A 25005-nucleotide genomic window follows, 5' to 3' on the forward strand; every position below is an offset into this window, starting at 1 on the left:
CCGTGTCCCTTTGACCAACAACTGTTAAAACAACCCCCCCTTATCCCATATTTTTATCCATATTGATTCACCCACTCTAACGCACTCCCTATATTTTTTTCAACTTCTTCTGCCGTTCTTAGCGATCCTGCTTCAATTAAGTACATATCTGCTTCTGGAGCAACCCCAGTATACCTTTCATTTGACAACAATCCATTTCCTCCAGCAGCAGCAGCTGTCCATAATCCGTGAAGACCATTATTCAGTTGTGCTTCACTTGTAATTTTAATTGGTACTGGATTGTCTGTATGTGTTTTTACCAAAAAAGAATTTCTATTGTGGTTAGAAATAATGTCTGGGTGACAATAAAAACTACCATCAATAATGGAAATTTTCACCCCTTTACCAGTAATGTTTTTTGGAATATGAAGAAAATCTCTGATTGAAGTCCAATTCATTTTAATTCCTCCTGTTTAGTTATCCTTACAAACACAAAATAGTCCCCGACACTAAAGACCAAGGACTACCCAAATATAAATCCATATTTTACCATAATTTAATTATATCACAATAATTTAAGAAATAAAGTTCTTCCTGAAACTATCCTGCCCGTTAGTTTAACACCTGATTATTTTCCTGGTCTAATACCTTTTTTATGATTCCAAAAGAAATGGCTGCAAGAGCTTTCCGAATGGACAAATTCTTTATTTTCAATGTCAACTCTACAAATATGGATCTGTTTAGATCATCATCAAATCGGTAATCGGACCATGTTCTTGTCCTTTTCGGCAATCGGTACAAGTTCTTGTCCTTGACTCGGGACAAGAACTTGTACCGATAAAACCAAAAAGCCGCTTAAATAGCGACTTTCAATGGGACTATGTTCTTGTCCCTCGACAATTGTGTCACAAACAAACATTTATTATATGTCACTTTGATTTATCATTGCCATCTGCCATTTAAATCCCTTTCCCGTGTCAGTAATAAAAAACCACTGATTCATTTTTGATCAGTGGTTTTAAACTTGAATTCATCGGTTTTCCAGAACTCTTGCTCCTGGATTTATGGTGTAGATTTCTTCACCAAATACAGCTTGCGAGATATCAATATCGTCATATTGATCCGCCTCCATAACAATAAGGTTGATTGTTAGAACTCCTTTTATTGGAATCCCCTCCCTCGAGTATTAATGAAGTTCTTATATTATAAAATGTAAGGGACTCTAATTTGTTACGTTATCCTGCCCGTTAGCGGAACACGGCTGCCGATGCATGCCGGCAGCCGTGTTTTAGTTTAATTATTGAGCTATCGTTTCCCGTTAGCTTAACGCCTTTCCACTAGGGTAATAAGATAATTTAATTCGAACATCCGTAGCGGAATTACAGTGACTAATTTGCGTCGTTTGTTATTACTGCCTATATTTCTCTTAAAGCGAAGTCAACAGCATACTCAGCATGAAGCCTTGTTGTATCATAGACTGGGATACTGCAATCATCTTGTGATATGAGTATCGTTATTTCTGTACATCCAAGAATAACGGCTTCTGCCCCTTGTTCGCTAAGACCTTTAATGATCTTTAAGTAAGATTGCCTAGATTCTTCTTTGATGATCCCAAGACAAAGTTCTTCGTATATGATGTCATGAATAACCTTTCTTTCTGATTCATTTGGAACAATAACCTCGAGTCCAAACCGCTCAATAAGCCTGCCCTTGTAAAAATCTTGTTCCATCGTAAAAGCAGTCCCCAATAAAGCTACCTTCTTAATTCTATCATTAACAATCTCATTTGCTGTTGCATCAGCGATATGAAGTAACGGGATAGATACCGATTCTTCTATTTCTTTTGCCATCTTGTGCATCGTATTGGTACATATGACAATTAATTCGGCTCCACCAGATTCTAATTTTTGAGCTAAGTCGATCATAATTTTTGTGGCTTCATCCCATTTTCCTTGATGTTGAAGAATTTTGATTTCTTGGAAATCTACAGAATACATGAGACTCTTTGCTGAATGATGACCTCCTAACTTTTCTTTTACACGTTGATTGATTGTTTGGTAATAGAGCAAAGATGACTCCCAGCTCATTCCACCAATAAGACCTATTGTTTTCATCGAATTAAGCACCTCTAATTGTTATTTAATCTATTTTCCCACATATAAACTTACAATGCATTCGATTGTATACTAAAATCATCAAAAACTTTTAAAGGGACTTAACTAATCTGCCCGTTAGCTTAATAGAATGAGCAGACTGCTGTAGCCTGCTCAACTTTAGGCTCTATTCAACTAACGTGCCCCATGCTCGAATGAGAACCTTTAAAGTTCACTTCCGCATCAATTCTCTTTCATGGAAGTTAAGAAAAGGCAGCTGATCAAGAGCCAGCTGCCTTCAAATGTCTTTATTGAGTTATCGTGCCCGATAGCTCAAAATATTAGAAATTTATACCATTTCAGGGCCGGAAATTACGGCATGATGGACGAACCAGTCCAGCGCCCCGTTCAGCATGTCATCGGTAAATTCGTGAGCGACGTCATCACTCGCGGATATTCCTCCGCCGTCATTGCGATCATTGGCCAAAAAAAACGGCGCTTGTTACTTCTTAGTTTACCGATAAACAGCTCGCGACTCTCCCTCATCCGCTCCCCGTGCTCGTACGGATCGTACGATACGGCTAGGAAACCAGCGTCGGCGAACATCCGCAGATGTGAGCGTAGTTCATCCATGCTGCCGGTCATCCCTGGAAGCCAGATGACTAAGTGCCCGTTCCGCTCTTCATCCGGTTCCTCCCAAATGATCGGGATATGATCCAAGCGATGCGGATATACATTTGCTTCGATTTCGCCCCGATCAGCAATCCGTTTTACTGCCCATCTGATCGTTGGAATCGCCATTCGTCTTGTTGGATGTGCATCAGTTACAAATAAGGCCTTACATAAATCATCACGGCTCGCGAGATACTTCTTCAACCACACTTTACACTCGGATGTAAAATAAACCTCTCTCTGTTTTGAGCCTTTGCCATTTACAATAGCAGAACAATTCTCCCAGTTCAGGTCCTCAACGTTTAACTTCTCCACCTCTCCAACCCGGCAACCAGTACTGTAAAGAAACTCCAGGAGGGCCCTTTCTCTCAGGGACAAGAGATTTTCATGTGAATTAAATCTTCCTCGATCAGAAACTTAGGAATACGCTTATCTATTTTGGGTTCGCGTAACTTTAAAGAAGGATTTGAAACTCCTGACCAAGCTTCAACCCACCACACCACTCTCTTTTGATTTCCAATCAAACTCAGGATGTTGCTGCTTTAACACATGCAGCTGACAATTAATTGATACCGATGATCAACGTATCAATTAATTGTCGATAATAATTTAAGCGCTCTTCTCTAAGGTACCTCTAATGCGATTCCGTCTATACCCGCTTAGGATTCCCCGAATCGGTTAGCGGCTCGTGCCCGGGCCCGGGCGATCTCGACCTCTCGATTGCGGGGTTCGGCTTGAGTCACCAGAGAATCCAGCAGCTGCCGTGCAACGACGGTAAACTCTTGCACTGCTTGGTTAAACGCTGCTTCGTTCGCTTTGGAAGGACGGTTAAAGCCCGAGAGCTTCCTTACGAATTGCAGCGCTGCAGCCTGAATTTCTTCATCCGTCGCAGGCGGGTCGAAATTGAATAAGGTCTTGATATTTCGGCACATGGCATTTTAAACCCCTTTCTTGAAATGAACGCACTTTGTTGTATTCAGCATAACATAGTTTGTTCATTCAAGTAGTTCCTCAACCTCTCATATTAAAAAAAGAAGCCACGGATTACGCGGACTTTGTAAAGGAACGAACCCGAGTATATCTAGTTTGGAAAGGTATACAACTAACTGCACTGATTAGGTTGCTATTAAATAACAATAGAGCTCGTGATCATAAAGCCGCCGAGAGGCGGCTTTATTGCTTTATTCGAATAAGTGCTTTTAACTTTTAAAAGAAGCACCCCAAGTCCTTTAGAGCGGCATTTTGATTAATTCCCTACGTGGCCATTCGATTTTCCGTTGTTATTTTTCTTAAAATATTTATGATTTTCCTTGTTGTCCCTTCTTGCGAAACTTATACAACCATTGTGTGAACGTTCCAATCGATAATACCATCATGAGTATCCACATCAGCCACGCGATGAACGGAATGTTCATAATAGCCACGATTAACGATGCTCCGATGACCAGTCTAACCCATTCTTTCGGAACCCACTACCTTGGCGATGCCCGTTTCCTCTTTGATCTCTCTCAAAGCTGGTTGCCAAGCTTTCTCCTCTTTTCAATACTTCCCCCAATATAGCACCAAGCATTATTTAGAAGTGATGAAGCACGCTTTAATAGAAGCACCTTATATCCAACCAAGATCATGCAAAGCCACTACACGACTTTTAAACATATATGTTCTTATCGGCCAACAACTATTTATCCTTTGGTATACAATCAGCTATAGGGACTTTCAATGGGATGACGTTCCCTTGATCACTTTTTTTGATTATTTACTTGCTCGGGATTAACATGTAGCGGCTTTCTTCGTTTTGCTACTTCTGATTCCTGCGCCACACATCCAGCTGCCTCTGCACCTCTGCCTTGACCTCATCCAGTCCCGCCTGCCTCAGCCCTTATCGAACTTCGGCAGCTCAGTGTCGACGTCGACGATGCCTGTCATCAGGCTCGGATAATATTTTTGGCAGACGATCTCGATGTTCTGCATTTGGATCGGCATCATGGACAAATCGGGTGTAAATCCGAGCAGGCTTGATTTGACGACTCAGGCATTGGAAGAGGCAACTCATCCCATTTGTCTATAGGGTCCGGGTTTGCGCCATCCGTGGTCTTCAAAATAAACCAGTTCCCCTGGTATTTCACCGGTAATATCTATACCAATTTTTAATGCAATATCACCAAAGACTCTACTGGTTCCGAAAAGCATGGCGTTGGAGAAATTGTCTTTTTTATATTTTGTACTGCTACCACGCTATCCTGCCCGTTAGATTGATGAATTTGCATGGAAAAATAGTTAGATACATATCTAATCGGTAATCGGTTGCAATCGGTACAAGTTCTTGTCCTGGACTCGGGACAAGAACTTGTACCGATAAAACAAAAAAGCCGCTAAATTAGCGACTTTCTATGGGACCATGTTCTTGTCCCTCGACAACTCCGGGTGTCTCTTCGTTTCGCTATCTCAACTTGGTCTGTAGGTCAAATTTAGGAAACTGGCGTTGATATAACTTATGGGTTAAAAATTGGCATAAACCAGTGACTTACTCACCACACTATTCCATACGTAGATTTGATAAACAACATTAGATGAAAAACTATGATCATCATTGTCAATGTTAATTACAAGGTTGGATGCAACGGGGATACCCGTATTCGTTATGATGCCAGTTGTTAAAGGCATGAAATCACCAACTCTCTATTAATTTTTACTAGTATATGAATTCGGGTCCGCTCTGTGTGGATGTTGTTACGTGGATTTTTGCTTTTTTTATCTGTTAGAGTTTCAACTAAATTACACAGTACTGCGTCCTTATGCTCGGGATGCTGAATGCCGTTACTCCATGAGCGCTGGATACTTTTCGGTTAGCCAACGCTGTAAGTAGCAGTGTCGTTCGCGTTTTGCTGTTGCCGTTGAATCGCTCCTCTCAAAATGATTGAAAATAGCTGCCAAAGCTAAAGCGATGGTGAACCGAATTTTTATGGCGATTATAAATATCCAGAAATCCAAACGGACAAGGTTCCGTGTTACTTAAAGAAAAGCCGCCAACGGATAACGAAAAATCAGAGATTTTGTACATTTTCCCATTTGCAATGAAGTGTAATGCAGCTCAAATTCATCTCGTGAGTGCCTATTTTTGCGTAAGATAGAATCATTTCGATACATGATTAGACACAAGTCCACGCTCCCCCTAGATGATTATCATAATATTTAGTGCAAGTATCTATTAGGGAGGTGCCTGAGTGTGGTGTTTTCTAAAAATTCCGAAATAAAATCCCTGCAAATTCGACGAGATCTTAAAATATTGTGCAAAAAAGTACACAAACTCGAAGAATCAGTAAGGACTCGTGGACCCCGCGGACCTCGTAGATTTAGAGGTCCTCAGGGAGCCGCTGGACCTCAAGGGCTTGCCGGACCTGCCGGAGCGACTGGACCCGCCGGACCTGCCGGAGCGACTGGACCCGCCGGACCTGCCGGAGCAACTGGACCCGCTGGACCCGCCGGAGCGACTGGACCCGTTGGACCCGCCGGAGCGACTGGACCCGTTGGACCCGCCGGAGCGATTGGACCTGCTGGACCCGCCGGAGCGATTGGACCTGCTGGACCCGCCGGAGCGATTGGACCTGCTGGACCCGCCGGAGCGACAGGACCCGCTGGATCTGCCGGAGAGACTGGACCCGCTGGATCTGCCGGAGCGACTGGACCCGCTGGACCTGCCGGAGTGACTGGACCCGCTGGACCTGCCGGAGCAATTGGACCCGCTGGACCCGCCGGAGTGACTGGACCTGCTGGACCTTCGATTCCTTCTTCAATTAATCGAATTTATGTGGTAAATTTCAACGATAACACTGTCTCGGTAATTGACGGAAATACCGATATCGTTATAGCCACCGTTTCTGTAGGTAATGGACCAGGGGGCATAGGAGTGAATCCTAGTACGAACCGTATTTATGTAGCGAATGGTGCCGATAGCACAGTCTCGGTGATCGATGGAAATGTTAATACAGTCATAGACACCATTCCGGTAGACAGCGGTGAAGCGGCTGGTGTAGAAGTGAATTCAACTACGAACCGTATATACGTGGCAAATGTGGCTAGTAACAATGTCTCAGTCATCGACGGAAATACAAATACCATAATAATCACGATTCCCGTAAATAACGGACCGATAGCTGTAGGAGTGAATCCTATCTCGAACCGCATTTACGTGGTAAATAGAGATAGTGGCAATGTCTCGGTCATCAGCGGATTGACCAACACCGTCATGGCCACCGTTGCAGTAGGAGCTGTGCCAATAAGTGTAGGAGTGAATCCTGCCATGAATCGAATTTATGTGTCAAATCTTGGCGATAACACTGTCTCGGTCATTAGCGGACTATCCAATACCGTCATAGCAACAATTCCTGTAGGGAGTATTCCAGAAGGAGGAGGAGTGAACCCCGTCACGAACCGAATTTACGTAGTAAATGATGTCGATAAAACGGTCTCAGTGATCGATGGAAATACCGATACCGTTATAGCCACCATTCCAGTAGGTAATACACCAATAGGTTTAGGGGTGAATCCTTTAACAAACGGTATCTACGTGGCAAACGCTACTGATAACACTATCTCGGTAATCGATGGTAATTCCAATACCATCATAGCTGCTGTTCCCGTAGGTAGTGGACCAAATAGCGTAGGGGTAAATCCCTAACAGTGGAAATAGCGGAATAGATATCTTACCACTAAACACATACGACAAGCTGCACTTCTGCGGTGGCCGGAATCCGTATTATTAAAGACTAAGAAGTGCTGGCACTTTTTTGAATACCCGTTGAAACACAGCCCACTTCCCTTCTTCTCCCTACGCCTCGGCTGGATCAATGATTCTCCCACAATGTAGCCACATTTGTGTCAAAATCCTACAATAGGGTCCATTTGTGCATTTTTTAAAGAAACAAATCTAGCCACATAAAATAAAAAAAGCCCAGAGAACAAGGCTAAACGGGCCGTGCTTGCCTATGAATATGGACTGCTATCCTCAACACTATGAGCGATGACGGCGTTCTGCTGCCATCGTATCGGTCAGGTGTTCCCGGCTCTATTCCGGCTCATCCGGATCGCAAGGACGAACGAAAGCTGCTGCGCCGCCATCAGCAGCATGCCTCCGAAAGCGGACGAGCTCCTGATGCCGTCGTATTCGATCACCCTCCCTGTGACGGGATGAGCTATGCATAATATATTCTGCGGATGGTCGTATGCTCCGGCGCCAGAACCGGCCAGGATCAAGCATATGGGAAATAGCAATATGCTTCCTAAGGCCAGCATCTTCATGCGATCGTTCCGCTGGCGCCGGGAACGCCCCGCACGAAAAAAGTCCTCCCACATGGTCCATGCGCTTGCCAGCAAAACCATATGGACGAACAAACGAAGCAAAACCATTTTTAATAACGCATTGAACACGGGCGGCAGCAGCAATGCCGACAACATCAGAAAGAAAACCAGCCCCGTATATAGTCCGTGCCTTTCGTTTCGCAGCAGCTGACGGCCTCCCGGCAGCCGGGAAACCAGTCCATTCCGTATCCAAGTCGGCATGCCTGCAAGGAATAGCGGAATCATGAACAAATATCGAATGCAAAGCTGCAAAACGTAAAAATCGATCGATTCTTTGGCAAGCACGGACAAAAATCCGCCGTAGCCGAAATAAAAACATAGGATTCCGGCATAAAACAAAGCTTGTCTGCTCCAAGGAATCGCGACGTATGCACCTTCGCGTACGGGCTGAATATTGCCTGCCTTGGCATATAACAAGGCCAGGCCCGCAGCAACGACCAGCAGCTCCGGTGTCATAACGGTGTGCCATCCATACAGTTCTACCAGTAAAAACATCCGCATCCTCCTTTCATATGTTCGCTACCGTCTGCCCATCCAGCCCTGCTCATACGCGTATCGCGCCAGTTGAACCCTGTTATCGAGATGAAGCTTCTGAAGGATGTTTTTCAAATGATTTTTTACGGTGTGTTCCGAAATGTCCAGGTGGCTCGAGATTTCTTTATTGCTTAAACCTTTAGCTACCAACCCCAATATTTCCCGTTCCCGTGCGGTAAGGGGACTTGAATGGTCGTCTTGGGTGCCCATGGGCGAAAGCTCCTTCAATATGCGAAAAGCCAGCTCGCGCGTCATCGGCGCTTCGTCAACGGCGATCGCCCTCAGATATTCATGCCACGCTTCAGGCTTCAAGTTTTTCAGCAAATAACCCTGGGCGCCTTTCTTGAGTGCGTCGAACAAATGGGCAATATCGTCCGAGACGGTCACCATCACCACTTTGACATAAGGATATTTTTCCTTCAGGCGTTTCGTCGCCTCCAGACCGCCCATACCCGGCATCTGAATATCCATCAAGATCAGATCGGGCATCCAGATTTCGCTGAGCATCAGCGCTTCTTCTCCGCTGCTCCCTTCAGCCACCACCTCGAAGGCCGGATCGTCTTCCAAAATCATTCGGATGCCTTCCCGGGCCATCTCACTGTCATCGATGATCATTACGCGGAATGTAGACATGTTGCTTATCCTCCTTTGCGATCGTAACCCACGTTTCCTTCTCTTTTCGTTCAATGCGCAGCAGCCAGGCCATTTGATCGGCCCGATCCTGCATCATTTTAAGTCCGTAACGGTTTTTCCCGGCCGCAGCCCGTGGATCGAATCCTTTTCCGTTATCCGTAATCCGGCATAGCCAACCCAATTTCGTCGCCATCGCCTGCACACGAACCCGCGTTGCTTCGGCATGTTTATGGATGTTGAGCAGCGACTCGCGCATGATCGCCAGCAGCTCCACTTTTTCCTTGGAACTGAGAAACTGTTCGGGCAAATCCCACTGTAATTCGAATTCCAGGTCGGTTTCGCGGTGCAGTTCGTCCATCAGACTTTCCACTCCTTGAAGCCACGGGTTCCGGTCCACGTCCGCCACATGCCGCAAATTCGCGATGGCTTGTCTTACATAATCGTTGGTACGGTGCACGCTCTCTTTCAATTTATTCAACGGCAATTCTTCCGCCTGCTTCATCTGTTCCATCCGCGAAACCTGCGCATTCAAAAAAAACAGCGACTGCGCGATGCCGTCATGCATTTCACGGGCAATCTTTTCCCTCTCCTCAAAGACCGCCTGCACGGCTTTCGCATGATTCAATTCTTCCTGATTATGTTCAATGATCGTAAACAGCTGCGTCAAAAATAGAATCGTGACCAGCAGCACCAAAAGGGGTGCCAGCCAATTCCCAAGCTCCATAGATATATAGGGAAGCAGAAATTCGTGTCGAACGTACTCCCAAATCCCAATGGTCAACGTGGGAATCGTCAAGATCAGCCATTTGATCTGTTTATATGTCAACCTTAAATTCTCCTTCCAAGTGCGGTCTGTATCTTTTATTTTACCCCGAAGCAAACCGGACAGATATGACTCCAAATGGCTATATCACAGCCTCGCGATCGCATTTTTGTCGAACTGCCGCGATTCGAATGGTCCCGATTACGGAATGTGTACGTTTTTCTCGTAGACATGCTTATTCCGATCCGCATCGGTGAACTCAGCCCCGAGCGTCCAATCACCCTTTACGGTAAAATAACTTCCCTTCGCCTCATAGGTATAGCGGTCAAACCCTTCGAAACCGTAAGGGTACGGACTGACCTTGCTGAAAATAATCGGGACCTCGATCTTCTGACCATCCCGATGAATGAGAGCCGCGGCCGCAATCGGCCCGCCTTTGCCGCTCGGCAGCCAGACGTCCAGGCTTACATGCTGCATTCCGTCGCTGCCTTCAAGAATACGCAGTGACATATGCGCTTCCTCCCCCATGACATGCCACATAATCGGCTCTTTCAGAACGCTTCCGTCAAACGGGTGCGACGGCAGCAAGGCGGACGCCAAGAGGACAAGCACCGCCGGCACAGGGAAAACCGGAGGCTGTGCATGAAGGTGAAGCGTTGGCGCGGTTTATCGTCTCCTGCTCGCTTCCAGCTTCCATAGTTTTTTGCGGCGATCCACACGAAAGGGTCGCTGAGCGAGGGCGATTGCAATCGGACTGCCCACACCTGCAATGAGGTTTGACGCGAAGACGCCGACAGCTACTACCCGTTCAACTCGACGGATGTTCATCCCCGCAGCTTCGTCGCCAGCGCGCTAAATGACGTCACGGAACAAAGATAGGCCCGTCAGCGCCATCAGCGTGCCTGCTTCCGCTATCCGCTTCAGCTTGCCAAGCAGAAACGTCCATTCTCCGCTTGCGTCCGCATGCATGTGTTCATGTCCGGATGCGCTCGCCTCCCACCCCGGAATAAAACAGGATGCACAAACAAGCCCCCGCTATGCACGCCCAAGCGGCCAACGCGAGCCGTAATGAGCGAGTGACGCCGCAATGGGAATAGCCCGTACGCTGTAAAACGTGACGGGCCGTTTGCATGGCATATAACTATACGAATGCAGTTATGGCAAGAGTCCAAGCTACTTTGCGTTGTATAGCAAAATATCAAGTAGGGACTGCATTCAGGCGGCGAATAGCGCTCCTTGCGCCTTGCCATGCTAAGACTTCCGTCAACCCCTGTGTGGCTCTTCGCCGTTTCTTCATGTCTGATCATATCTGGAAAGCGATACGATGGGTATGACTCCTTAGAGCTAGTGAGACCGGGCAGCGGGCATATCATCGAACATTTGCCGTTCGATCTGTTTCATCTCATAAAAATATCCTTTTTGCTCCATCAGCTCCGCATATGAACCCGATTCAATCACTCTTCCAGCGTCCATGACCATAATCCGGTCCATCTTCTCCAGCCCGGCCAGGCGATGGCAGATGAGAACAAGCGTGTCTCCGGACGCCTGTTCGAATAGATGCTTCATAACGAGCTGCTCCGTCACGTAATCCAGCGAAGAAGTCGGTTCGTCCAGCAGCCAGAGCCGCCCCCTGTGCAGCATTGCACGTGCCAGGGCCAGCCTTTGCTTCTCGCCGTCCGACAAATTTTCTCCCTTCTCGTACACCGGATCGGTTAACGACGCATTCGCCAACTGTACGTTAGCCAGCGCGGCAGTTAATTCTTCGTCGGCGTAATCTCCTCCATCCAACAGCAGATTATCCTTGATCGTTCCCAGGAAAAAGTGGTTATGCTGCAATACGACATTAGCCGTTCGCCAAATGCTCGCCTCATCTATCTCCTCCACCGGCCGGCCGTTTAACCGAATGACACCCTCCGATGGCGTGCGCAGCTTGAGCAGCAGGTCAAGGAGGGTTGATTTTCCCGATCCGCTCGGGCCGACGATAGCTGTTCTGGTGCCTGGCGGGATCACCAGGGAGACGCCACCGAGTGCCGGCCGCCACTCACCTTCGTATTGGAACGTTACGCCGGATAGTTCAATGGATACGCCATATTCGGCAGACAGGACACCGCCTGGCTCCGATGGCTGCACATCGGAGATCGGGACCGTTTCCGTAAGGCGCTGGGCGGCATGCTCGCTATCCTGTTTATACACGGGCAGCGTAGCCATAGCCGCAGCTTCTTCAAACACCGTCAGCGAAGTTATCATCAGCATGGCCAGAAATACCCCGGCAAGCTGGCCGTCCCTGATCAGATAAGCGCCAAGCGCCAGCACGCCCCAGGAAACGAGAAACGTAACGAAAGCGTGCAGCGATTGCCCAAGCAGCAGATGACCGGCCGCCCGCTGCTGCTCGGCTGCTAGAGCGGCCGAAGCTTGCTGAAGCTGATTTTCTCGCTCCTTCAATTGCCCGTACACTTTCAGATCGCGGAACCCATACAGTACTTCCGCCACATCCGTGGAAAGCGCAGCTCTGATCTCACGAACCCGGCCGCGAATTTTACGCTGGCCGATCAGAATCATGCCGGGGACGATGAATGCCGCGGCAAGCATCCCCAGTATCAACAGGCTGGCAATCCAGACCGAAAACGCGGACGCGAATAATACGGTAGCCAAAAAGACCATGACCGTCACGATCGGCGGATAAACGACACGCAGAAAATAATGCTGCAGGCTCTCTATATCCCCCACAATCCGCGCAAGCAGGTCCCCGCTCCGCTTTTGGTTCAAGATGCCGGGAGCGACGGGTATTAACCGGCCAAAAAAGGACGTGCGCAACCGGCTGAGCACGGAAAACGTCGCGCGGTGGGAATACAGGCGCTCTCCGTAGCGGCTCGCCGCCCGAACCAGACCCAGGATTTTGACCAGCGACGTCAACACGATCAATGTATAAAGCGGCGGCGCAAATACCGTCTGGGCGATCAGATACCCGCTTGCGGAAAAAAGGATTACGCCGGCGATGCCGGCAATAAACCCGCCTGTTACCGAAAGAACAATATCCTTTCGCTCCCTAATCATCGCTTTCGCCAGAAGAGTCAGTTCATTCATGCCCATCCCCCTTTTCTCTGCGCATCGACCATCTGGGCATACTGGGGCAGGCGCTCCAATAGGTCCTCATGACGTCCTGAATCCGCTACTTTTCCATCATGCATGAACAGAATGCTGTCGGCATGCCGGATCGTATGCAGCCGGTGCGCTACGGTAATCATCGTTGCCGATTGTGCCAGCGCTGCCATGGACCGTTGCAAAATGCGTTCCGTGTACAAATCCAGTCCTACGGTTGGTTCATCGAACAATATGAGATCGGGGCGCTTCAAAAAAGCGCGCGCCAAGGCAAGCCGTTGCCGCTCGCCGCCGGACAATCCCCTTCCCCCTTCGCCGACCCGCGTATCATAGCCATGTTCCAGTTGGGCAGCAACCCCGGCAAGACCGGCTTCCTTCGCGGCCTGCTCCACCTCGGCCCCGGTGACGCGCCGTCCGGCTCCGATGGCTATATTCTCGGAAAGCGTGCTTGCAAAAATATACGGATGCTGCGTAATATAGCTTACGCGCTCAAACCACGCAGCCTCATCGTATTGCGAAAGCGGGATCCCGTTAACCAGCACTTCGCCTGAATCCGGTTTTAGCAGTCCGGCAAGAAGATGAAGCAGCGTCGTTTTGCCTGAACCGCTTTTACCGACGATGGCGATATGCTCACCTTGGCCTAGCGATATGGATGGCGTTACAAGCTCGAATGAATCCGGGGCATACCGAAACCGGACATGGTCTAGCCGGATGGGTGGCGGCATTGGAATGGCGGCGGCCCGGGCCGGTCGCATCCAGTTAGTCTCCACAGTTCCACCGGAGGGTGCTGCGCCTTCCTTGTCCTTTGGAGCCATGGGCTTTCCTGCCGTTTCCGCAAGCAACTGCTCAACCTTCCGGATCGCCCCCATGCTGGTGCGGCCGCTGTGAAACGCAGTTCCCGTATTTTTGAGCAGGCTGAAATATTCGGGAACCAGCAGCAGGATGAAAAATGCGGTATGAAAAGTAATGGATTTGAATACGAGCAGCGAAATGGCAAGCTCCAGAGCGACGATGCCGATGCTCAGCATCACGATGGTTTCCAGCATGAATGTATTCGTGAACGCAATCCGCAAAATGCCCATCGTCGCGTCACGGTAGGCCAGGCTGCTCCGCTCGATTACCGCTCGCTGGCGGCGTGCCTGCCCAAAGATTTTAAGCGTGACCAACCCTTGGAGGGAATCCAGGAACGTCCCGGAAAATCTCGCCAGCTGGGCATATTTCTCTTCCGATTTGTTTTTCGTTTTCAATCCAGCCAGGACCATGAATAACGGGATGAACGGAGCCGTAAACAGCATGATGAATCCGGAATTCGCATGCTGGGCAAACGTCAACAGCAAGATCAGGAGCGGAATGACGGCAGCCTCCATCATGCGCGGCATGTATTGGCTGAAGTAACTGTCAGCCTCATCGACGGCGTCCAGGGCAACGCTCACCTTTCCTCCTGTTTGTCCGCCTATTGCTGCAGGCATGGAAGCATGAACCAAGCGGCGAAGCACGGCTGAGCGCATATTCGTCTTGGCGGCGGCAGCCATCCGCAGTCCGACTTTTCCGTTGCCGAATGTAAGCAGCGTACGCAGAGCCATTATCCCCAGCAAGAAGCACAGCAAACCGACCACCGACGCTAAAGAGTCGCCCTGCACAAATATCCGCTGAACCGCTTCGGCAAGCAGCGCCGCTTGACTCACGATGGCGGCGCCCAGCGCCAGCGAGATGACCGCGAGGAGAACAAGACGTTTTCGCTGCTCGGTCATTTCTTGAGAAATCAGGCTCCTGTTTCCTTTCACGCAAACGAACCTCCTTTTACACCAACAGGGATTTTATTAATCGACAATAGCGGATCAGGCTATTTTTTTCCCTTCACATAGTCCGCATCGAACAGGAACAGCCGGAAGACCAGAATCAGGGAAGGAATCAGCAGACACAGGCCGCCGATAAACGCTGCGACGAGCGCGATGCCCATCGCCGGCGAGGTAGCGCTGCTCTGAATCGTGATGTATGGATCCAGAATATACGGATATTGCCCGATCCCATACGCGAAAAAGGCGCAGAAAAATTGCAGCATGACGCAGATGAAAGCCAGTCCGTAACGGCGGCCGCTGTACAGCAGCCACATAGCAACCATGAAGAACCCGACGGACAGCGCCAGAAGCCAGCCCAAATCCATCATGTTTTGAAAATGCCGCTCATTGTGCTGGCTGAGGTAAATGAACGCGGTCAAAGCAACGATAATCGTGGGTGTGCTCCAGAACAGAGCGTAGCTTTGCATCAGCTTCAAGGCCGCATGGTCCTCTGCACGCGAAGCGTAGAAAGCCAGAAACGTTCCGCTGATGAACAGGACCGATACGATGGCGAGTCCCACGATGCACCACGATAAGGGGCTCGTAAGCAGGGCCCAGTAATCGAGCGTAACCGTCCCGCCCTGTTTCGTGATAAAACCGCCCTCGGAGAGCGTAAGCGCGACCGACAACGAGGCCGGAATCAAGAGCCCGGTAGCCCCGTATAAGAACAGGTACACGATGTTATTTTTGGAGCCGTAGTTCTCAAACGCATAGAACGACCCGCGAATGGCAAGCAAAATGACGGCAATGCTTCCGGGAACAAGGAGCGCTGACCCGTAATAATAGGCAGTATCCGGGAAGAAGCCAACGATGCCGATGTAGAAAAAGACGAAAAATACGTTCGTGATCTCCCAGACAGGCGACAAATATCGCGAAATCAGACGGTTAATCAAGTGATCCTTCTTCGTCAGGCGTGCGTAAAAAGCGAAGAAGCCCGCTCCGAAATCAATGGAGGCCACGATTAAATAACCGTACAAAAACAGCCACAACACCGAGATCCCAATGAGCTCGTAACTCATCATGCATGCCCCCTTTCTTCCGCCGTCTCGCCTTGGACAGGCTTCAGCCACTTCTCCATCTCGGTTTCGGCCGAATTATTGTTAAACAAACGGCGCAGCACGAGTACGCACACGATACCAAGGATGATATACAAGATCAGAAACAGGAAGAAAAGAATTCTCACGCTCGGCGATGTCGTAGCCGCGTCTTCCACTCGCATATACCCTCGGATGATCCACGGCTGCCGTCCAATCTCGGCATAGAACCATCCCAGCTCGACTCCGAGAAAAGCGAGCGGCGCTCCCAGAGCAATCACGCGAAGCAGCCACTTGTTGAGCTCGTTGCGCTTTTTCCAGATGATGAACAGAAAATATAGCAGCGAAATCCCCAATAACGTGAAACCGATTCCTGCCATCAAGTCAAACAAATAATGGACAAGCAGCGGCGGACGTTCATCCGTCGGGAACTCTTCAAGCCCCGTCACTTTTGCGTTAAAGTCTCCGAAGGCCAGGAAGCTGAGAAAATTCGGCAGATGAAGCGCTCCAATGATTTCATGCTCAGCGTTAAGCCAACCCAATAAAACCAGATCCGCGCCGCTTTCGGTCTCAAAATGCCATTCCGCGGCGGCCAGCTTCTCCGGCTGATGCTCCGCCAGAAACTTTGCGGATACATCCCCGGCCAACGTGTTGAGCAATCCGAACAGCAGAACGACGCCCATCATCAGCTTCAAAGCTTTTTTGTGGTAGGCGGACACCCCCTTTTTAAGCATCGTAAAGGCTGCAATTCCGGCGAGCAAGGCAGCACCCGTCAAATAAGCCGAGCTTAATACATGAAACACCTTGGAGAACGACGCCGAATTCAGCATTGCTTGCACCGGATCAACCGCTGTGAATTGTCCTCCTTCCATTGCAAAACCTCCGGGCTGGTTCATGAATCCGTTCACCGTCGTAATGAAAACGGCAGACATGCCCGCCCCGGCCACGACCGGAATCGTCAGCAGCCAATGAATGTATGGATTCTTGAACCTTTCCCACGTATACAGATAAATGCCCAGGAAGATCGCTTCGAAAAAGAACGCGAATACCTCCATGAATAACGGTAGCGCGATAACATTCCCTGCCAGCTTCATAAAATGGGGCCAGACCAAGGCCAACTGAAGCGAAATGGCCGTGCCCGTCACGACCCCGACAGCCACCGAAATGACGAACCCCCTCGACCACCTCTTTGCCATAAGTATGTAATGGGGGTCTTTCCTACGTATGCCGATCAACTCTGCAATCGCGATCATGAGCGGTATTCCCACGCCAAGCGTCGCGAAAATAGCATGGAACCCCAGAGTCATTCCTGTCACCAGCTTGCTCCACATCACCGTATCGATACCCATATTCGAATTCCTCCTTTCAAATGCCTAATCAACAATACCGTTTCTGGCTGTTAATTAAACATGCCTATGTTCTGCTTTACATAAAGAGATTTTTTTCACAAGGCAGTCTACCAAAACCCGATATTTAAAATTATTATATCTTTGTTCCTTAGCATTTCAATCCTGATTACGGCTTCGACCCTAAATGTTCAAAGAAGGATCAACTCTTTCCGACAACTCGGTGAAAAACCGCAAAACCACCCTTTTGAGCTATTGCTTCACCGAGAACCATCGGTTTTGTATTTCAAAAACCCCTTGCAATAAAAAAAGACCCGGCATATTGGAAATTGCCAAGCCCAGGATCTTTTCATATAAAATAAATCAGAATGACGAATTCAGCAATCATGAACGCTCTAAGGCCTTGATATCCTTTTTGATTTTATCGTAAGGAGGTTCCTGACCATCGTAATACGAAACGACAGTTCCCGTTTGGTCGACTAGAAAAAACGAGGTTCCATGAATGACCTGATCAGAAGCAGTATCCTTCTGTATCGCCATTTTGAAGTTGTTACGGGCATAAGTTTGGATGTCATCGAACGAATACCCTGTAAGTCCTTGCCAGTTTGTGAAGTCATCACTAAACTTGCTGATATAGGTTTTGATCGCTTCAGGATGATCGTTCTCGGGATCGACCGAAAACGAAACAAGGTCAGCCTTAATTCCGGCGTCTTTCAATTCCTGCTGCAGTTCCGCCATATTAGAGGTTAGTATGGGGCAGACGGTGGTGCAGTGCGTGAACATAAAATCTGCCACCCAAATTTTGCCTTTTAAATCCGAAATGTCTTTGCGATTCCCTTCTTGATCGATCGATTGAAACGATTCAAGTTTAATATTGAGCTTGTCCGGTTTATGATCACCGCAAGCGGTGACAAGCAGGATGCAGATAAGACACACTGCCAGTAAAACATTTCTGGTCTTAACCAAGTTTATCCCCTACTTTCCTTACTTCTTGTCTGCCAACCAGGATCCGAGCGTGTCAATGTCCTGCTCCGATAACCGGCTCTTAAACGACGGCATTCCGCCGCGTCCCATAGTCATTCTCTCCACAATCTCTTCCTTCGTGAGCTTTGACCCGATTTCTTTCAAGCTCGGTCCGACTATGCCGCTTAGATCAGCAGCATGGCAAGACAAGCAACTTTTTTTATACAACATTTCGGCCCCGTTTGAATCTGAATCCCTCTCGACTACGGCCGTGTTCGTTTCGTTCTGTTGGCTGGAATGGCTTCCGCATGCGGCCAACATGATAATCGTGATAATTAAAACCGTAAATAATGGCATACTCAATCTCATCCATTTTTCCCCCTTTGCCCTGAAATGAATGGTCGGGCGAGAAATATCAATGTTCATGCGTACTTTGATTCGGATCCGCCTTCGCCTTCGCTATTTCTTTTTCGGAAACGTTGCCTACCACCAGCTGCCTGCGCGGCATGTTATGCATTCCGCGGGCAGACACGTGCGCCACAACATAATAAATACCTTCTGTGGGGAACTCTTTCTCAATGCTATAAACGCCTTCACCTTGGTGCTTACCTTGGAGCGTCTCATGATTTGTTTCTCCCCACTTCCATAATTCGAACTCCACTTCCTTGGCGTCATTGACCGCCTCCCCTCCCTGTGAGACGCTCGCGCTAATCTCGACAGGCAGATTCAGTGCGGGCTTATCAGGGCTCGTTTGGATGCTAACGTTAATAACGTCCTGGAATAGTCCTTGTCCGGATTCTGCATTATGCGCCGAATCTGAACATGCCGACATCAAGAATGGTAACGTCGCCATAATCAGTATCGTCGCAGCCTTTTGCAATTGACTGATCACCAATCCCATCCCCCTTTCTTTACTCCGATTTTTTCCAAGAGTATCTGGAATAACGTCATCTTCGTGCCGGCCAACGACTTTTCAGTACAAGCTGAGTCCGGCTTGAATTGCAGCTTATCAGCGCGCGAAAGCTTGGATTCCGTTAAATTGTTCGTAACTTCCGCCGAATTAAAGCAGGGCGGTGCAATGATCTTTTGCAGGGAATGATCCAAAATCACCCTTGTATTCCCTGGAGGTTGCACGGTCATCCGGATGAATAGTAGGGAAAGAACTGTCAGTACAAACAAGATACTGATTGCTGAAATGACTTTAAATGGAGCTGACATGAAGCACCTCCCCCTAAAACAAGAAGTCATGACTTGAAAACGGAAATGGGGGTTACCTTTTCGTCCGCAGCAAGTAGAGAAAAAATGGAGCTCCGATAGCGCCCATAATAATGCCAACAGGAAGTTCCACCGGCGAAAAGATCATTCGTGATATCAAATCGGAAGTTTCAAGCACAACGACCCCCAGTACAGCGCTGCACGGCAATAACCAGCGATAATCGCTGCCGATGATTAACTTTGCAAGATGTGGGACAATCAGACCTACGAAGCCTAGAAGTCCGGCGACGCTGACTGCTGCGGCTGCCAGCAATGAAGCCAGCGTAAGCAGAAAGACTCTCACCCACTCCAGCCGGAGTCCAAGGGAAATGGCGGTGGCTTCTCCAAGCTGCATGATGTTGATCCAGCGTCCGCACAAGCAGGCCGCTATAGCGCCGGGAAGAATATACGGCCATAAAACTTCAACATGCGGCCAGCTTTTGGCGGATAGGCTTCCAACCATAAATGACAAAGCCCCTTCTACTCGATCACTATAAAAGGTCAACAATGCCGAGATACCCGAATTCAAGAATGCAGACACGGCTACACCGGATAAAATCAACCGGACTGGAACCATGCCATTCTTCCAGCCCAGCATATATATGATCAGGGCAGCAACAACAGCCCCCGCAAAAGCAGCGGGTACAAGCAGGTGGCCGTATTGGGGCAATGCCAATAAGATGCCGATGCCGGCAACCCCTGCCCCTGAGGATATGCCAATCACATGTGGATCCGCCATTGGATTCTGCAGCATACCTTGAAGAATCGTCCCGGATAAAGCAAGCCCCATTCCAACCAGAGCCGCAATCAATACCCGTGGCAGGCGGATATTCCATATAATTAAGTAGGCGTCCACATCTTTATGTCCCGTAAGGATGGACACAATATCCATGGGATTGACTTTCACTGCCCCAATGCTAAGACTGGCTATCAAAGCCAGTATAGCCATCATTAGCAGGATCAGAAGCCGTATCCCCCGCTTCGTCAACAGCTGGTTCGGCTTACTCATTCATTTCCTGCTTCCACTTTAGGGTATACAAGTTTTTCCATGTATTTGACGGAGTCTGTAATTTTGATTCCAGGACTGGTAACAAACATGGAGGGCGGAAGAATTTGAAGGTTACCGGATTTCACCGCCTTGAGGGACGACCATGCAGGGTTACTCTCAAGCTGCTGTTGTATCATTCGCTGCCCATCCTCGCTCGAACCATGCACGACAATGAACAGGTAGTCTGGATCCAGTTCGGCCAGCTTTTCCATGCTAAAAGGTACTGAACTTGGCATCTTTCCTGACGGAAGCGATTCAGCGACATTTTTCATTTTCAACAATCCTGCAATGTCCAAAGCGATGCTCGATTGTTTTTGCAGTGATATATTGTTCGCCATCAACGTAATGATTGCATAGGTAGGCTCATCTGAAGGCAGGGATCGGGTTAGGGATTGAAGCTGTGCATTCATGCTGTCAACAGCGAGATCGGCATCTTGCTCCTTATCCAAAATTTTTCCCAACAGCCGTGCATTTTCCCGAATGCCCTCGATCGAATCGATGGTCAATATGGCAAAAGGGATTCCTGCGTCGGTAAAAGTGTCTGCCAGCTTTTGATGGAATAGAGGCTGCCCGATCAATAAATCTGGTTTCAGCTTCATAATTTGCTCCATGTTCACGCTGCTTATGATTCCGACTTGCTGGACATTTGCCGCTTTCTCCGGGATATCCACGCCTGGGGAAGTTGCAATGCCCACGGCTTCTCCGCCCAGTTGATAGAAAAGCTCTGTCATTTCATTGTTAAGGATGATGATACGCTCCGGCTTGTTTTCTAAAGTAACGGTCCTATCGCTGTCATCTTTAAAAGTAAGAAATGGTTTATTCGTTTTCGTGCCTTCCTGTATATCCGTCTTTTCATTGTCGCTAGCTAGATGCGATGTAGCAGATGGCGAATTACCGCAGCCCGCCATGACCATGATCAGCAGCGTTAGGATCAAAGTCCATTTCAACCCGTTTTTCCATGTCATGCTAAACCATCCTCTTCTCGTTAGGCATTTTTTATTCCTTATCTTTCATGAAGCTTGCTTACTTTTCTCCCCTTTCATATATGGATACTATATTTCAGTTAGAGGAGGATCGAACAGACTCGATCGAGCTATAAAAATCGAAAAAAAATTGAACAAATTAGGAAAAACAAAAAATGGAATTCGAAAATACAAAAAAACTACACAATTTTAAATAAAAATAGCCCTTACGAGTTATTGGCTGGATGTCAGTCCCAGTTATAATTAAAAACGTTAAAAATGAGGAAAGGAATGACCGTTAATGGTGTTGCTTACGGCCATGATCGGAGCGGAAAACAAAGACTTGTCCATTTATAGACGGAGGCTAGCGAATGAATAAAAGGAATTACAATCGTTTTTGGCGGTGGCATTTTTATGCGTGTCAAAATCCTACAATGGGGTCACATTTGTGCATTTTTAATGACACAAATCTAGCCACATAAAATAAAAAAAGCCCTGAGAATCAGGCTTTAGTACTTTATGTAATGGGGTCACATTTGTGTCATTAGACATCGTTCGACAATTCTTGTCGGAGGACTTTGCCCCTTTTCAATCTTAGATTGTCCGGCCACTGCTCCACCACTTAGTTTAATAAGAACTCTTTTGTACCTTGTCAAATTAACACCTCCGCGCAAATAAAAAACACTAAAGCAACTAATGCTTTAGTGTCTTAATGGAACGAGAATATGAAATTGTAACAATCGACTTATCATAAGCCTTCCGTTTCCTCCTCATATTCCCGCCCCTTCCAGTAATTTTTCATCAATTCTTTCTATACTTGTGAGGGTAAGATGCAACACCGAAAGCGACAGAATTTCAACCATATATTATTTCCATGCCACCTGATCTACGGGGCTATTTCTGTATCTCGAGGAGGTATTTATTTTGGTTATCATCGTTACGTGTTAGGATTTAAAATTGCTTCGCCACACCAAAGCAATTCAACTGGAGCTCCTCGATCCTTCCTACATGCCCATATACGTCTACAACCACATTTCAATTGCTTAGAAAACCTAGTTAGATACTTATCTAATCGGTAATCGGCTCATGTTCTTGTCCAATACGGCAATCGGTACAAGTTCTTGTCCTCGATTCGGGACAAGAACTTGTACCGATAAAACAAAAAAAGCCGCTAAATTAGCGACTTTCTATGGGACCATGTTCTTGTCCCTCGACAAGTTTTCTAGTTGTGTTCTTTTAATTTAATATCTTGTGTTTGCAGCAGCAGCGCATGATTAAAAGCATCTAATTCAACAAAAAGCCCCCTCCTCTTATCTCCAATATAATGTTTTATGGATTGTGTTCCTGCATTTCCAAAAACCCGAAGTATTTCATTGCCGATCAGCAAGGTTAACAAGAGCTAACTTTTCGAATACAGACCAAGGGAACTCGTATTCAAAAAGCCATTCCTATCTCCAAATGACATTCATTTAGTTTGCTCCCTTATGCGCAAAAGCCATGTAGATTTCAGATTTAATGTAACCAGCCATTGCTGCGAAGTAATCCATTCGTTCTTCTATTAACTTTAAATCTTATTCTGGCTTCTCCCGATGGATCAATAAATGTTACTGGTTTATTACCAAGGTAGTTGTACCCATTCTGAGTAGTTGGTTCAAATGCGGTACCGGGTTGAGGATCTTTTGTAACTAAAGAAGGAAGAGAGCAAAATCGTTACGATTGATTCAATAATAGGGGCAATGTGCTCAAAGCATAGGGCTTCCACAGTCATTAGGTTTTACCTTCCGACTTCCCAAAAATTAAGCATTCGTGCTTTACTTCGAATGCAATAATTAAGATTAAGTTTAGTCTTATTAACGCCCTCAATGTGGGTTACAGTTAGCTGTCCTGCCCATAAATGCCGTCATTGAATTATTGTGTTCCGTTAGTTTAGTGATTACTTCATTAAGAATGGGATAATTGAATCCATCTGTATCCCACGGGATGCTTTTAACAAAATCACATCATTTTTCTTAATTGCTTGTTTTAGTGCATTTGCTAACCCCATTTTATCTTTAAATGTATTTACAGCACCTGTTGGATATCTCTTTATTGCTTCTGATGCAATATGGTAACTGAGATCACCGAATGTATAAATATAGTTTATTTTATCCGGGTCAAGGTTTTTACCAATTTCTCGGTGGAACTCTTCTTCATGATGACCAAGCTCAAGCATATCACCAATGACCAAGTGTTTATCATTATAACCCGTCAGTTCTTGAAAAGTCTTAATTGCAGCATTTACCGAATCCGGACTAGCATTCCATGCATCATTAATTATGGTAAATCCCGATGGTGAAATGATCTTCTCCAATCTCATATCAGGCAATTTTAAATGAAGAAATCCTTCATTTATTTCTGCAGATTTTAAACCCAACCTTAGAGCAATAGCAATTGTAGCAAGTGCATTATTAATATTATGGTCACCAAGAAGTGGGAGGTAATAAATGTCGTTAGCGACAGAGAATTGGGAACCATCGGAATTAGTTATTGCATTCTCGACGCTCACATCATTAGAATTCCCCTGACCAAAACTAATGGTTTCTAATGAGCTATTTTTTTTAATTTTGAAGAGTTCTTTAGTCAATAATGGCTCATCACCGTTGAAAACAAAACATCCACCATTCTTTAGACCAGTAAGGATTTCCAATTTTGCTGCTGCTATTGCTTCTCTTGAGCCGAGGCTTAATAGATGTGAAACGCCAATCATTGTAATTACCGCTATGTCAGGGTTGGTAATACGAGAAAGTTGCTCAATCTGCCCTCTTTCACTCATCCCCATCTCAATTATTGCAATTTCATCTTCTTTTTTTATCCCTAATACCGTTAATGGAACACCTACTTGACTATTTAAATTTCCTTCTGTTTTATAAACTCGAAATTTTGTCTGTAAAACAGAATTTAACATCTCTTTTGTAGTTGATTTACCATTACTACCCGTAACACCAATAACTTTGACTTGTAATTCTCGTCGATATTGTGCCGCTAATTTTTGAAAAGCTTCTAAGCAATCATCTACATAAATTAACGGTAGATGATCTGGAGGATTAGGGTGATCCTTTTGCCAAAAGGACGCAATTGCTCCTTTAGATATTGCTTCATTAACATAATTATGTCCATCTAACTCTCTTATAATGGGGACAAATAAATTACCAGGCTTTACCGTTCTGGAGTCAATAGACACTCCTTGAATCAAAAATCCCTTAAACTCCAAAGATAACCCATCGCCTTCAGACATTCGTTCAATAACTTTGAGTTCATGAGTAATCATCATTGCCCCCCCAATTAAATTCAATTTTTAAATCAGTGCTTTAACCCTAACAGAACTGCCTTAATCTTGATAATGCCACGTGTAAGAAGAGATCAAAAGATCCATCACTATGGTTTTTTTGT

General features: G+C 46.9%; 23 protein-coding genes. 1 reads left to right on the top strand and 22 read right to left on the bottom strand.

Annotated elements, in window-relative coordinates; translation table 11 throughout:
- Nucleotides 1-53: 53 nt before the first annotated feature.
- The 6 genes from KJS65_RS30070 to KJS65_RS30205 all read right to left on the bottom strand — a co-directional run bounded on the left by KJS65_RS30070 (nt 54) and on the right by KJS65_RS30205 (nt 4730).
- Nucleotides 54-437 carry a S8 family serine peptidase gene (locus KJS65_RS30070; RefSeq protein ID WP_213649038.1) on the bottom strand — a complete coding sequence of 128 codons (384 nt, stop codon included), beginning with the start codon at nt 435-437 and terminating at the stop codon, nt 54-56.
- A gap of 957 nt (nt 438-1394) precedes the next feature.
- Nucleotides 1395-2093 (bottom strand): aspartate/glutamate racemase family protein, encoded by a 699-nt coding sequence (locus tag KJS65_RS06220; RefSeq protein ID WP_213649039.1) that lies wholly within the window; start codon nt 2091-2093, stop codon nt 1395-1397.
- Between the two features lie 387 nt (nt 2094-2480).
- Nucleotides 2481-3122, bottom strand: coding sequence for a tyrosine-type recombinase/integrase (locus KJS65_RS06225; RefSeq protein ID WP_244864401.1), 642 nt, complete (start codon nt 3120-3122; stop codon nt 2481-2483).
- A gap of 281 nt (nt 3123-3403) precedes the next feature.
- The gene (locus tag KJS65_RS06230; protein WP_213649040.1) at nt 3404-3676 is read right to left on the bottom strand and encodes a DUF2277 domain-containing protein; all 273 of its coding nucleotides are present in this window, start codon (nt 3674-3676) and stop codon (nt 3404-3406) included.
- A gap of 866 nt (nt 3677-4542) precedes the next feature.
- Nucleotides 4543-4620 carry a DUF3502 domain-containing protein gene (locus KJS65_RS30200; RefSeq protein ID WP_374706171.1) on the bottom strand — a complete coding sequence of 26 codons (78 nt, stop codon included), beginning with the start codon at nt 4618-4620 and terminating at the stop codon, nt 4543-4545.
- Complete coding sequence (locus KJS65_RS30205) at nt 4617-4730, bottom strand: DUF3502 domain-containing protein (protein WP_374706172.1); 114 nt, start codon at nt 4728-4730, stop codon at nt 4617-4619. Before KJS65_RS30205 ends, KJS65_RS30200 begins: the two co-directional genes overlap by 4 nt.
- 1300 nt (nt 4731-6030) lie before the next feature.
- On the opposite strand from KJS65_RS30205, the gene KJS65_RS30320 reads away from it, so the two are divergent.
- Entirely contained in the window at nt 6031-7422 is a 1392-nt protein-coding gene (locus tag KJS65_RS30320; protein ID WP_213649041.1) for a YVTN family beta-propeller repeat-containing protein, read from the top strand.
- Nucleotides 7423-7793: 371 nt separating this feature from the next.
- On the opposite strand, the gene KJS65_RS06240 is transcribed toward KJS65_RS30320, so the two are convergent.
- The 16 genes from KJS65_RS06240 to KJS65_RS06315 form a co-directional block, all read right to left on the bottom strand.
- Nucleotides 7794-8597, bottom strand: coding sequence for a cytochrome c oxidase assembly protein (locus KJS65_RS06240; protein WP_213649042.1), 804 nt, complete (start codon nt 8595-8597; stop codon nt 7794-7796).
- Nucleotides 8598-8621: 24 nt separating this feature from the next.
- Nucleotides 8622-9269: a response regulator gene (locus KJS65_RS06245; RefSeq protein WP_213649043.1), complete on the bottom strand. Its 648-nt coding sequence runs from the start codon at nt 9267-9269 to the stop codon at nt 8622-8624.
- Complete coding sequence (locus KJS65_RS06250; RefSeq protein WP_213649044.1) at nt 9238-10095, bottom strand: sensor histidine kinase; 858 nt, start codon at nt 10093-10095, stop codon at nt 9238-9240. Before KJS65_RS06250 ends, KJS65_RS06245 begins: the two co-directional genes overlap by 32 nt.
- A gap of 138 nt (nt 10096-10233) precedes the next feature.
- Nucleotides 10234-10542 (bottom strand): hypothetical protein, encoded by a 309-nt coding sequence (locus tag KJS65_RS06255; protein ID WP_213649045.1) that lies wholly within the window; start codon nt 10540-10542, stop codon nt 10234-10236.
- Between the two features lie 156 nt (nt 10543-10698).
- A complete protein-coding gene (locus KJS65_RS06260) occupies nt 10699-10860 on the bottom strand; it encodes a hypothetical protein (RefSeq protein WP_213649046.1) in 162 nt (53 codons plus the stop codon).
- A 516-nt stretch (nt 10861-11376) separates the two neighbouring features.
- Nucleotides 11377-13116, bottom strand: coding sequence for a thiol reductant ABC exporter subunit CydC (gene cydC, locus KJS65_RS06265; RefSeq protein ID WP_213649047.1), 1740 nt, complete (start codon nt 13114-13116; stop codon nt 11377-11379).
- A complete protein-coding gene (cydD, locus tag KJS65_RS06270) occupies nt 13113-14915 on the bottom strand; it encodes a thiol reductant ABC exporter subunit CydD (RefSeq protein ID WP_374706139.1) in 1803 nt (600 codons plus the stop codon). The genes cydC and cydD overlap by 4 nt, the downstream gene beginning before the upstream one ends.
- A 59-nt stretch (nt 14916-14974) precedes the next feature.
- A complete protein-coding gene (locus KJS65_RS06275) occupies nt 14975-15991 on the bottom strand; it encodes a cytochrome d ubiquinol oxidase subunit II (protein WP_213649048.1) in 1017 nt (338 codons plus the stop codon).
- Nucleotides 15988-17352: a cytochrome ubiquinol oxidase subunit I gene (locus tag KJS65_RS06280; protein ID WP_213649049.1), complete on the bottom strand. Its 1365-nt coding sequence runs from the start codon at nt 17350-17352 to the stop codon at nt 15988-15990. The genes KJS65_RS06275 and KJS65_RS06280 overlap by 4 nt, the downstream gene beginning before the upstream one ends.
- Before the next feature lie 381 nt (nt 17353-17733).
- Complete coding sequence (locus KJS65_RS06285; RefSeq protein WP_213649050.1) at nt 17734-18315, bottom strand: SCO family protein; 582 nt, start codon at nt 18313-18315, stop codon at nt 17734-17736.
- An 18-nt stretch (nt 18316-18333) separates the two neighbouring features.
- Complete coding sequence (locus KJS65_RS06290) at nt 18334-18681, bottom strand: c-type cytochrome (RefSeq protein ID WP_213649051.1); 348 nt, start codon at nt 18679-18681, stop codon at nt 18334-18336.
- 46 nt (nt 18682-18727) lie between these two features.
- Complete coding sequence (locus KJS65_RS06295; protein ID WP_213649052.1) at nt 18728-19204, bottom strand: FixH family protein; 477 nt, start codon at nt 19202-19204, stop codon at nt 18728-18730.
- Entirely contained in the window at nt 19201-19530 is a 330-nt protein-coding gene (locus tag KJS65_RS06300; protein ID WP_213649053.1) for a hypothetical protein, read from the bottom strand. Before KJS65_RS06300 ends, KJS65_RS06295 begins: the two co-directional genes overlap by 4 nt.
- A 52-nt stretch (nt 19531-19582) precedes the next feature.
- Entirely contained in the window at nt 19583-20575 is a 993-nt protein-coding gene (locus KJS65_RS06305; RefSeq protein ID WP_213649054.1) for a FecCD family ABC transporter permease, read from the bottom strand.
- A complete protein-coding gene (locus KJS65_RS06310; protein ID WP_213649055.1) occupies nt 20572-21579 on the bottom strand; it encodes an ABC transporter substrate-binding protein in 1008 nt (335 codons plus the stop codon). Before KJS65_RS06310 ends, KJS65_RS06305 begins: the two co-directional genes overlap by 4 nt.
- A gap of 1930 nt (nt 21580-23509) precedes the next feature.
- Nucleotides 23510-24886, bottom strand: a complete 1377-nt coding sequence (locus KJS65_RS06315) for a UDP-N-acetylmuramoyl-tripeptide--D-alanyl-D-alanine ligase (protein WP_244864402.1) — start codon at nt 24884-24886, stop codon at nt 23510-23512.
- Nucleotides 24887-25005 lie beyond the last annotated feature (119 nt).

The organism is Paenibacillus sp. J23TS9, from assembly GCF_018403225.1.
Taxonomy (GTDB): domain Bacteria; phylum Bacillota; class Bacilli; order Paenibacillales; family Paenibacillaceae; genus Paenibacillus_AQ.

What these genes read in the sequence shown, in the direction of transcription:
- KJS65_RS30070 (WP_213649038.1), bottom strand. Translation starts at nt 437, where the DNA reads ATGAATTGGACTTCAATCAGAGATTTTCTTCATATTCCAAAAAACATT.
- KJS65_RS06220 (WP_213649039.1), bottom strand. Translation starts at nt 2,093, where the DNA reads ATGAAAACAATAGGTCTTATTGGTGGAATGAGCTGGGAGTCATCTTTG.
- KJS65_RS06230 (WP_213649040.1), bottom strand. Translation starts at nt 3,676, where the DNA reads ATGTGCCGAAATATCAAGACCTTATTCAATTTCGACCCGCCTGCGACG.
- KJS65_RS30205 (WP_374706172.1), bottom strand. Translation starts at nt 4,730, where the DNA reads ATGATGCCGATCCAAATGCAGAACATCGAGATCGTCTGCCAAAAATAT.
- KJS65_RS06240 (WP_213649042.1), bottom strand. Translation starts at nt 8,597, where the DNA reads ATGTTTTTACTGGTAGAACTGTATGGATGGCACACCGTTATGACACCG.
- KJS65_RS06245 (WP_213649043.1), bottom strand. Translation starts at nt 9,269, where the DNA reads ATGTCTACATTCCGCGTAATGATCATCGATGACAGTGAGATGGCCCGG.
- KJS65_RS06255 (WP_213649045.1), bottom strand. Translation starts at nt 10,542, where the DNA reads ATGTCACTGCGTATTCTTGAAGGCAGCGACGGAATGCAGCATGTAAGC.
- KJS65_RS06260 (WP_213649046.1), bottom strand. Translation starts at nt 10,860, where the DNA reads ATGAACATCCGTCGAGTTGAACGGGTAGTAGCTGTCGGCGTCTTCGCG.
- cydC (WP_213649047.1), bottom strand. Translation starts at nt 13,116, where the DNA reads ATGAATGAACTGACTCTTCTGGCGAAAGCGATGATTAGGGAGCGAAAG.
- KJS65_RS06275 (WP_213649048.1), bottom strand. Translation starts at nt 15,991, where the DNA reads ATGATGAGTTACGAGCTCATTGGGATCTCGGTGTTGTGGCTGTTTTTG.
- KJS65_RS06280 (WP_213649049.1), bottom strand. Translation starts at nt 17,352, where the DNA reads ATGGGTATCGATACGGTGATGTGGAGCAAGCTGGTGACAGGAATGACT.
- KJS65_RS06290 (WP_213649051.1), bottom strand. Translation starts at nt 18,681, where the DNA reads ATGAGATTGAGTATGCCATTATTTACGGTTTTAATTATCACGATTATC.
- KJS65_RS06300 (WP_213649053.1), bottom strand. Translation starts at nt 19,530, where the DNA reads ATGTCAGCTCCATTTAAAGTCATTTCAGCAATCAGTATCTTGTTTGTA.
- KJS65_RS06305 (WP_213649054.1), bottom strand. Translation starts at nt 20,575, where the DNA reads ATGAGTAAGCCGAACCAGCTGTTGACGAAGCGGGGGATACGGCTTCTG.
- KJS65_RS06310 (WP_213649055.1), bottom strand. Translation starts at nt 21,579, where the DNA reads ATGACATGGAAAAACGGGTTGAAATGGACTTTGATCCTAACGCTGCTG.
- KJS65_RS06315 (WP_244864402.1), bottom strand. Translation starts at nt 24,886, where the DNA reads ATGATGATTACTCATGAACTCAAAGTTATTGAACGAATGTCTGAAGGC.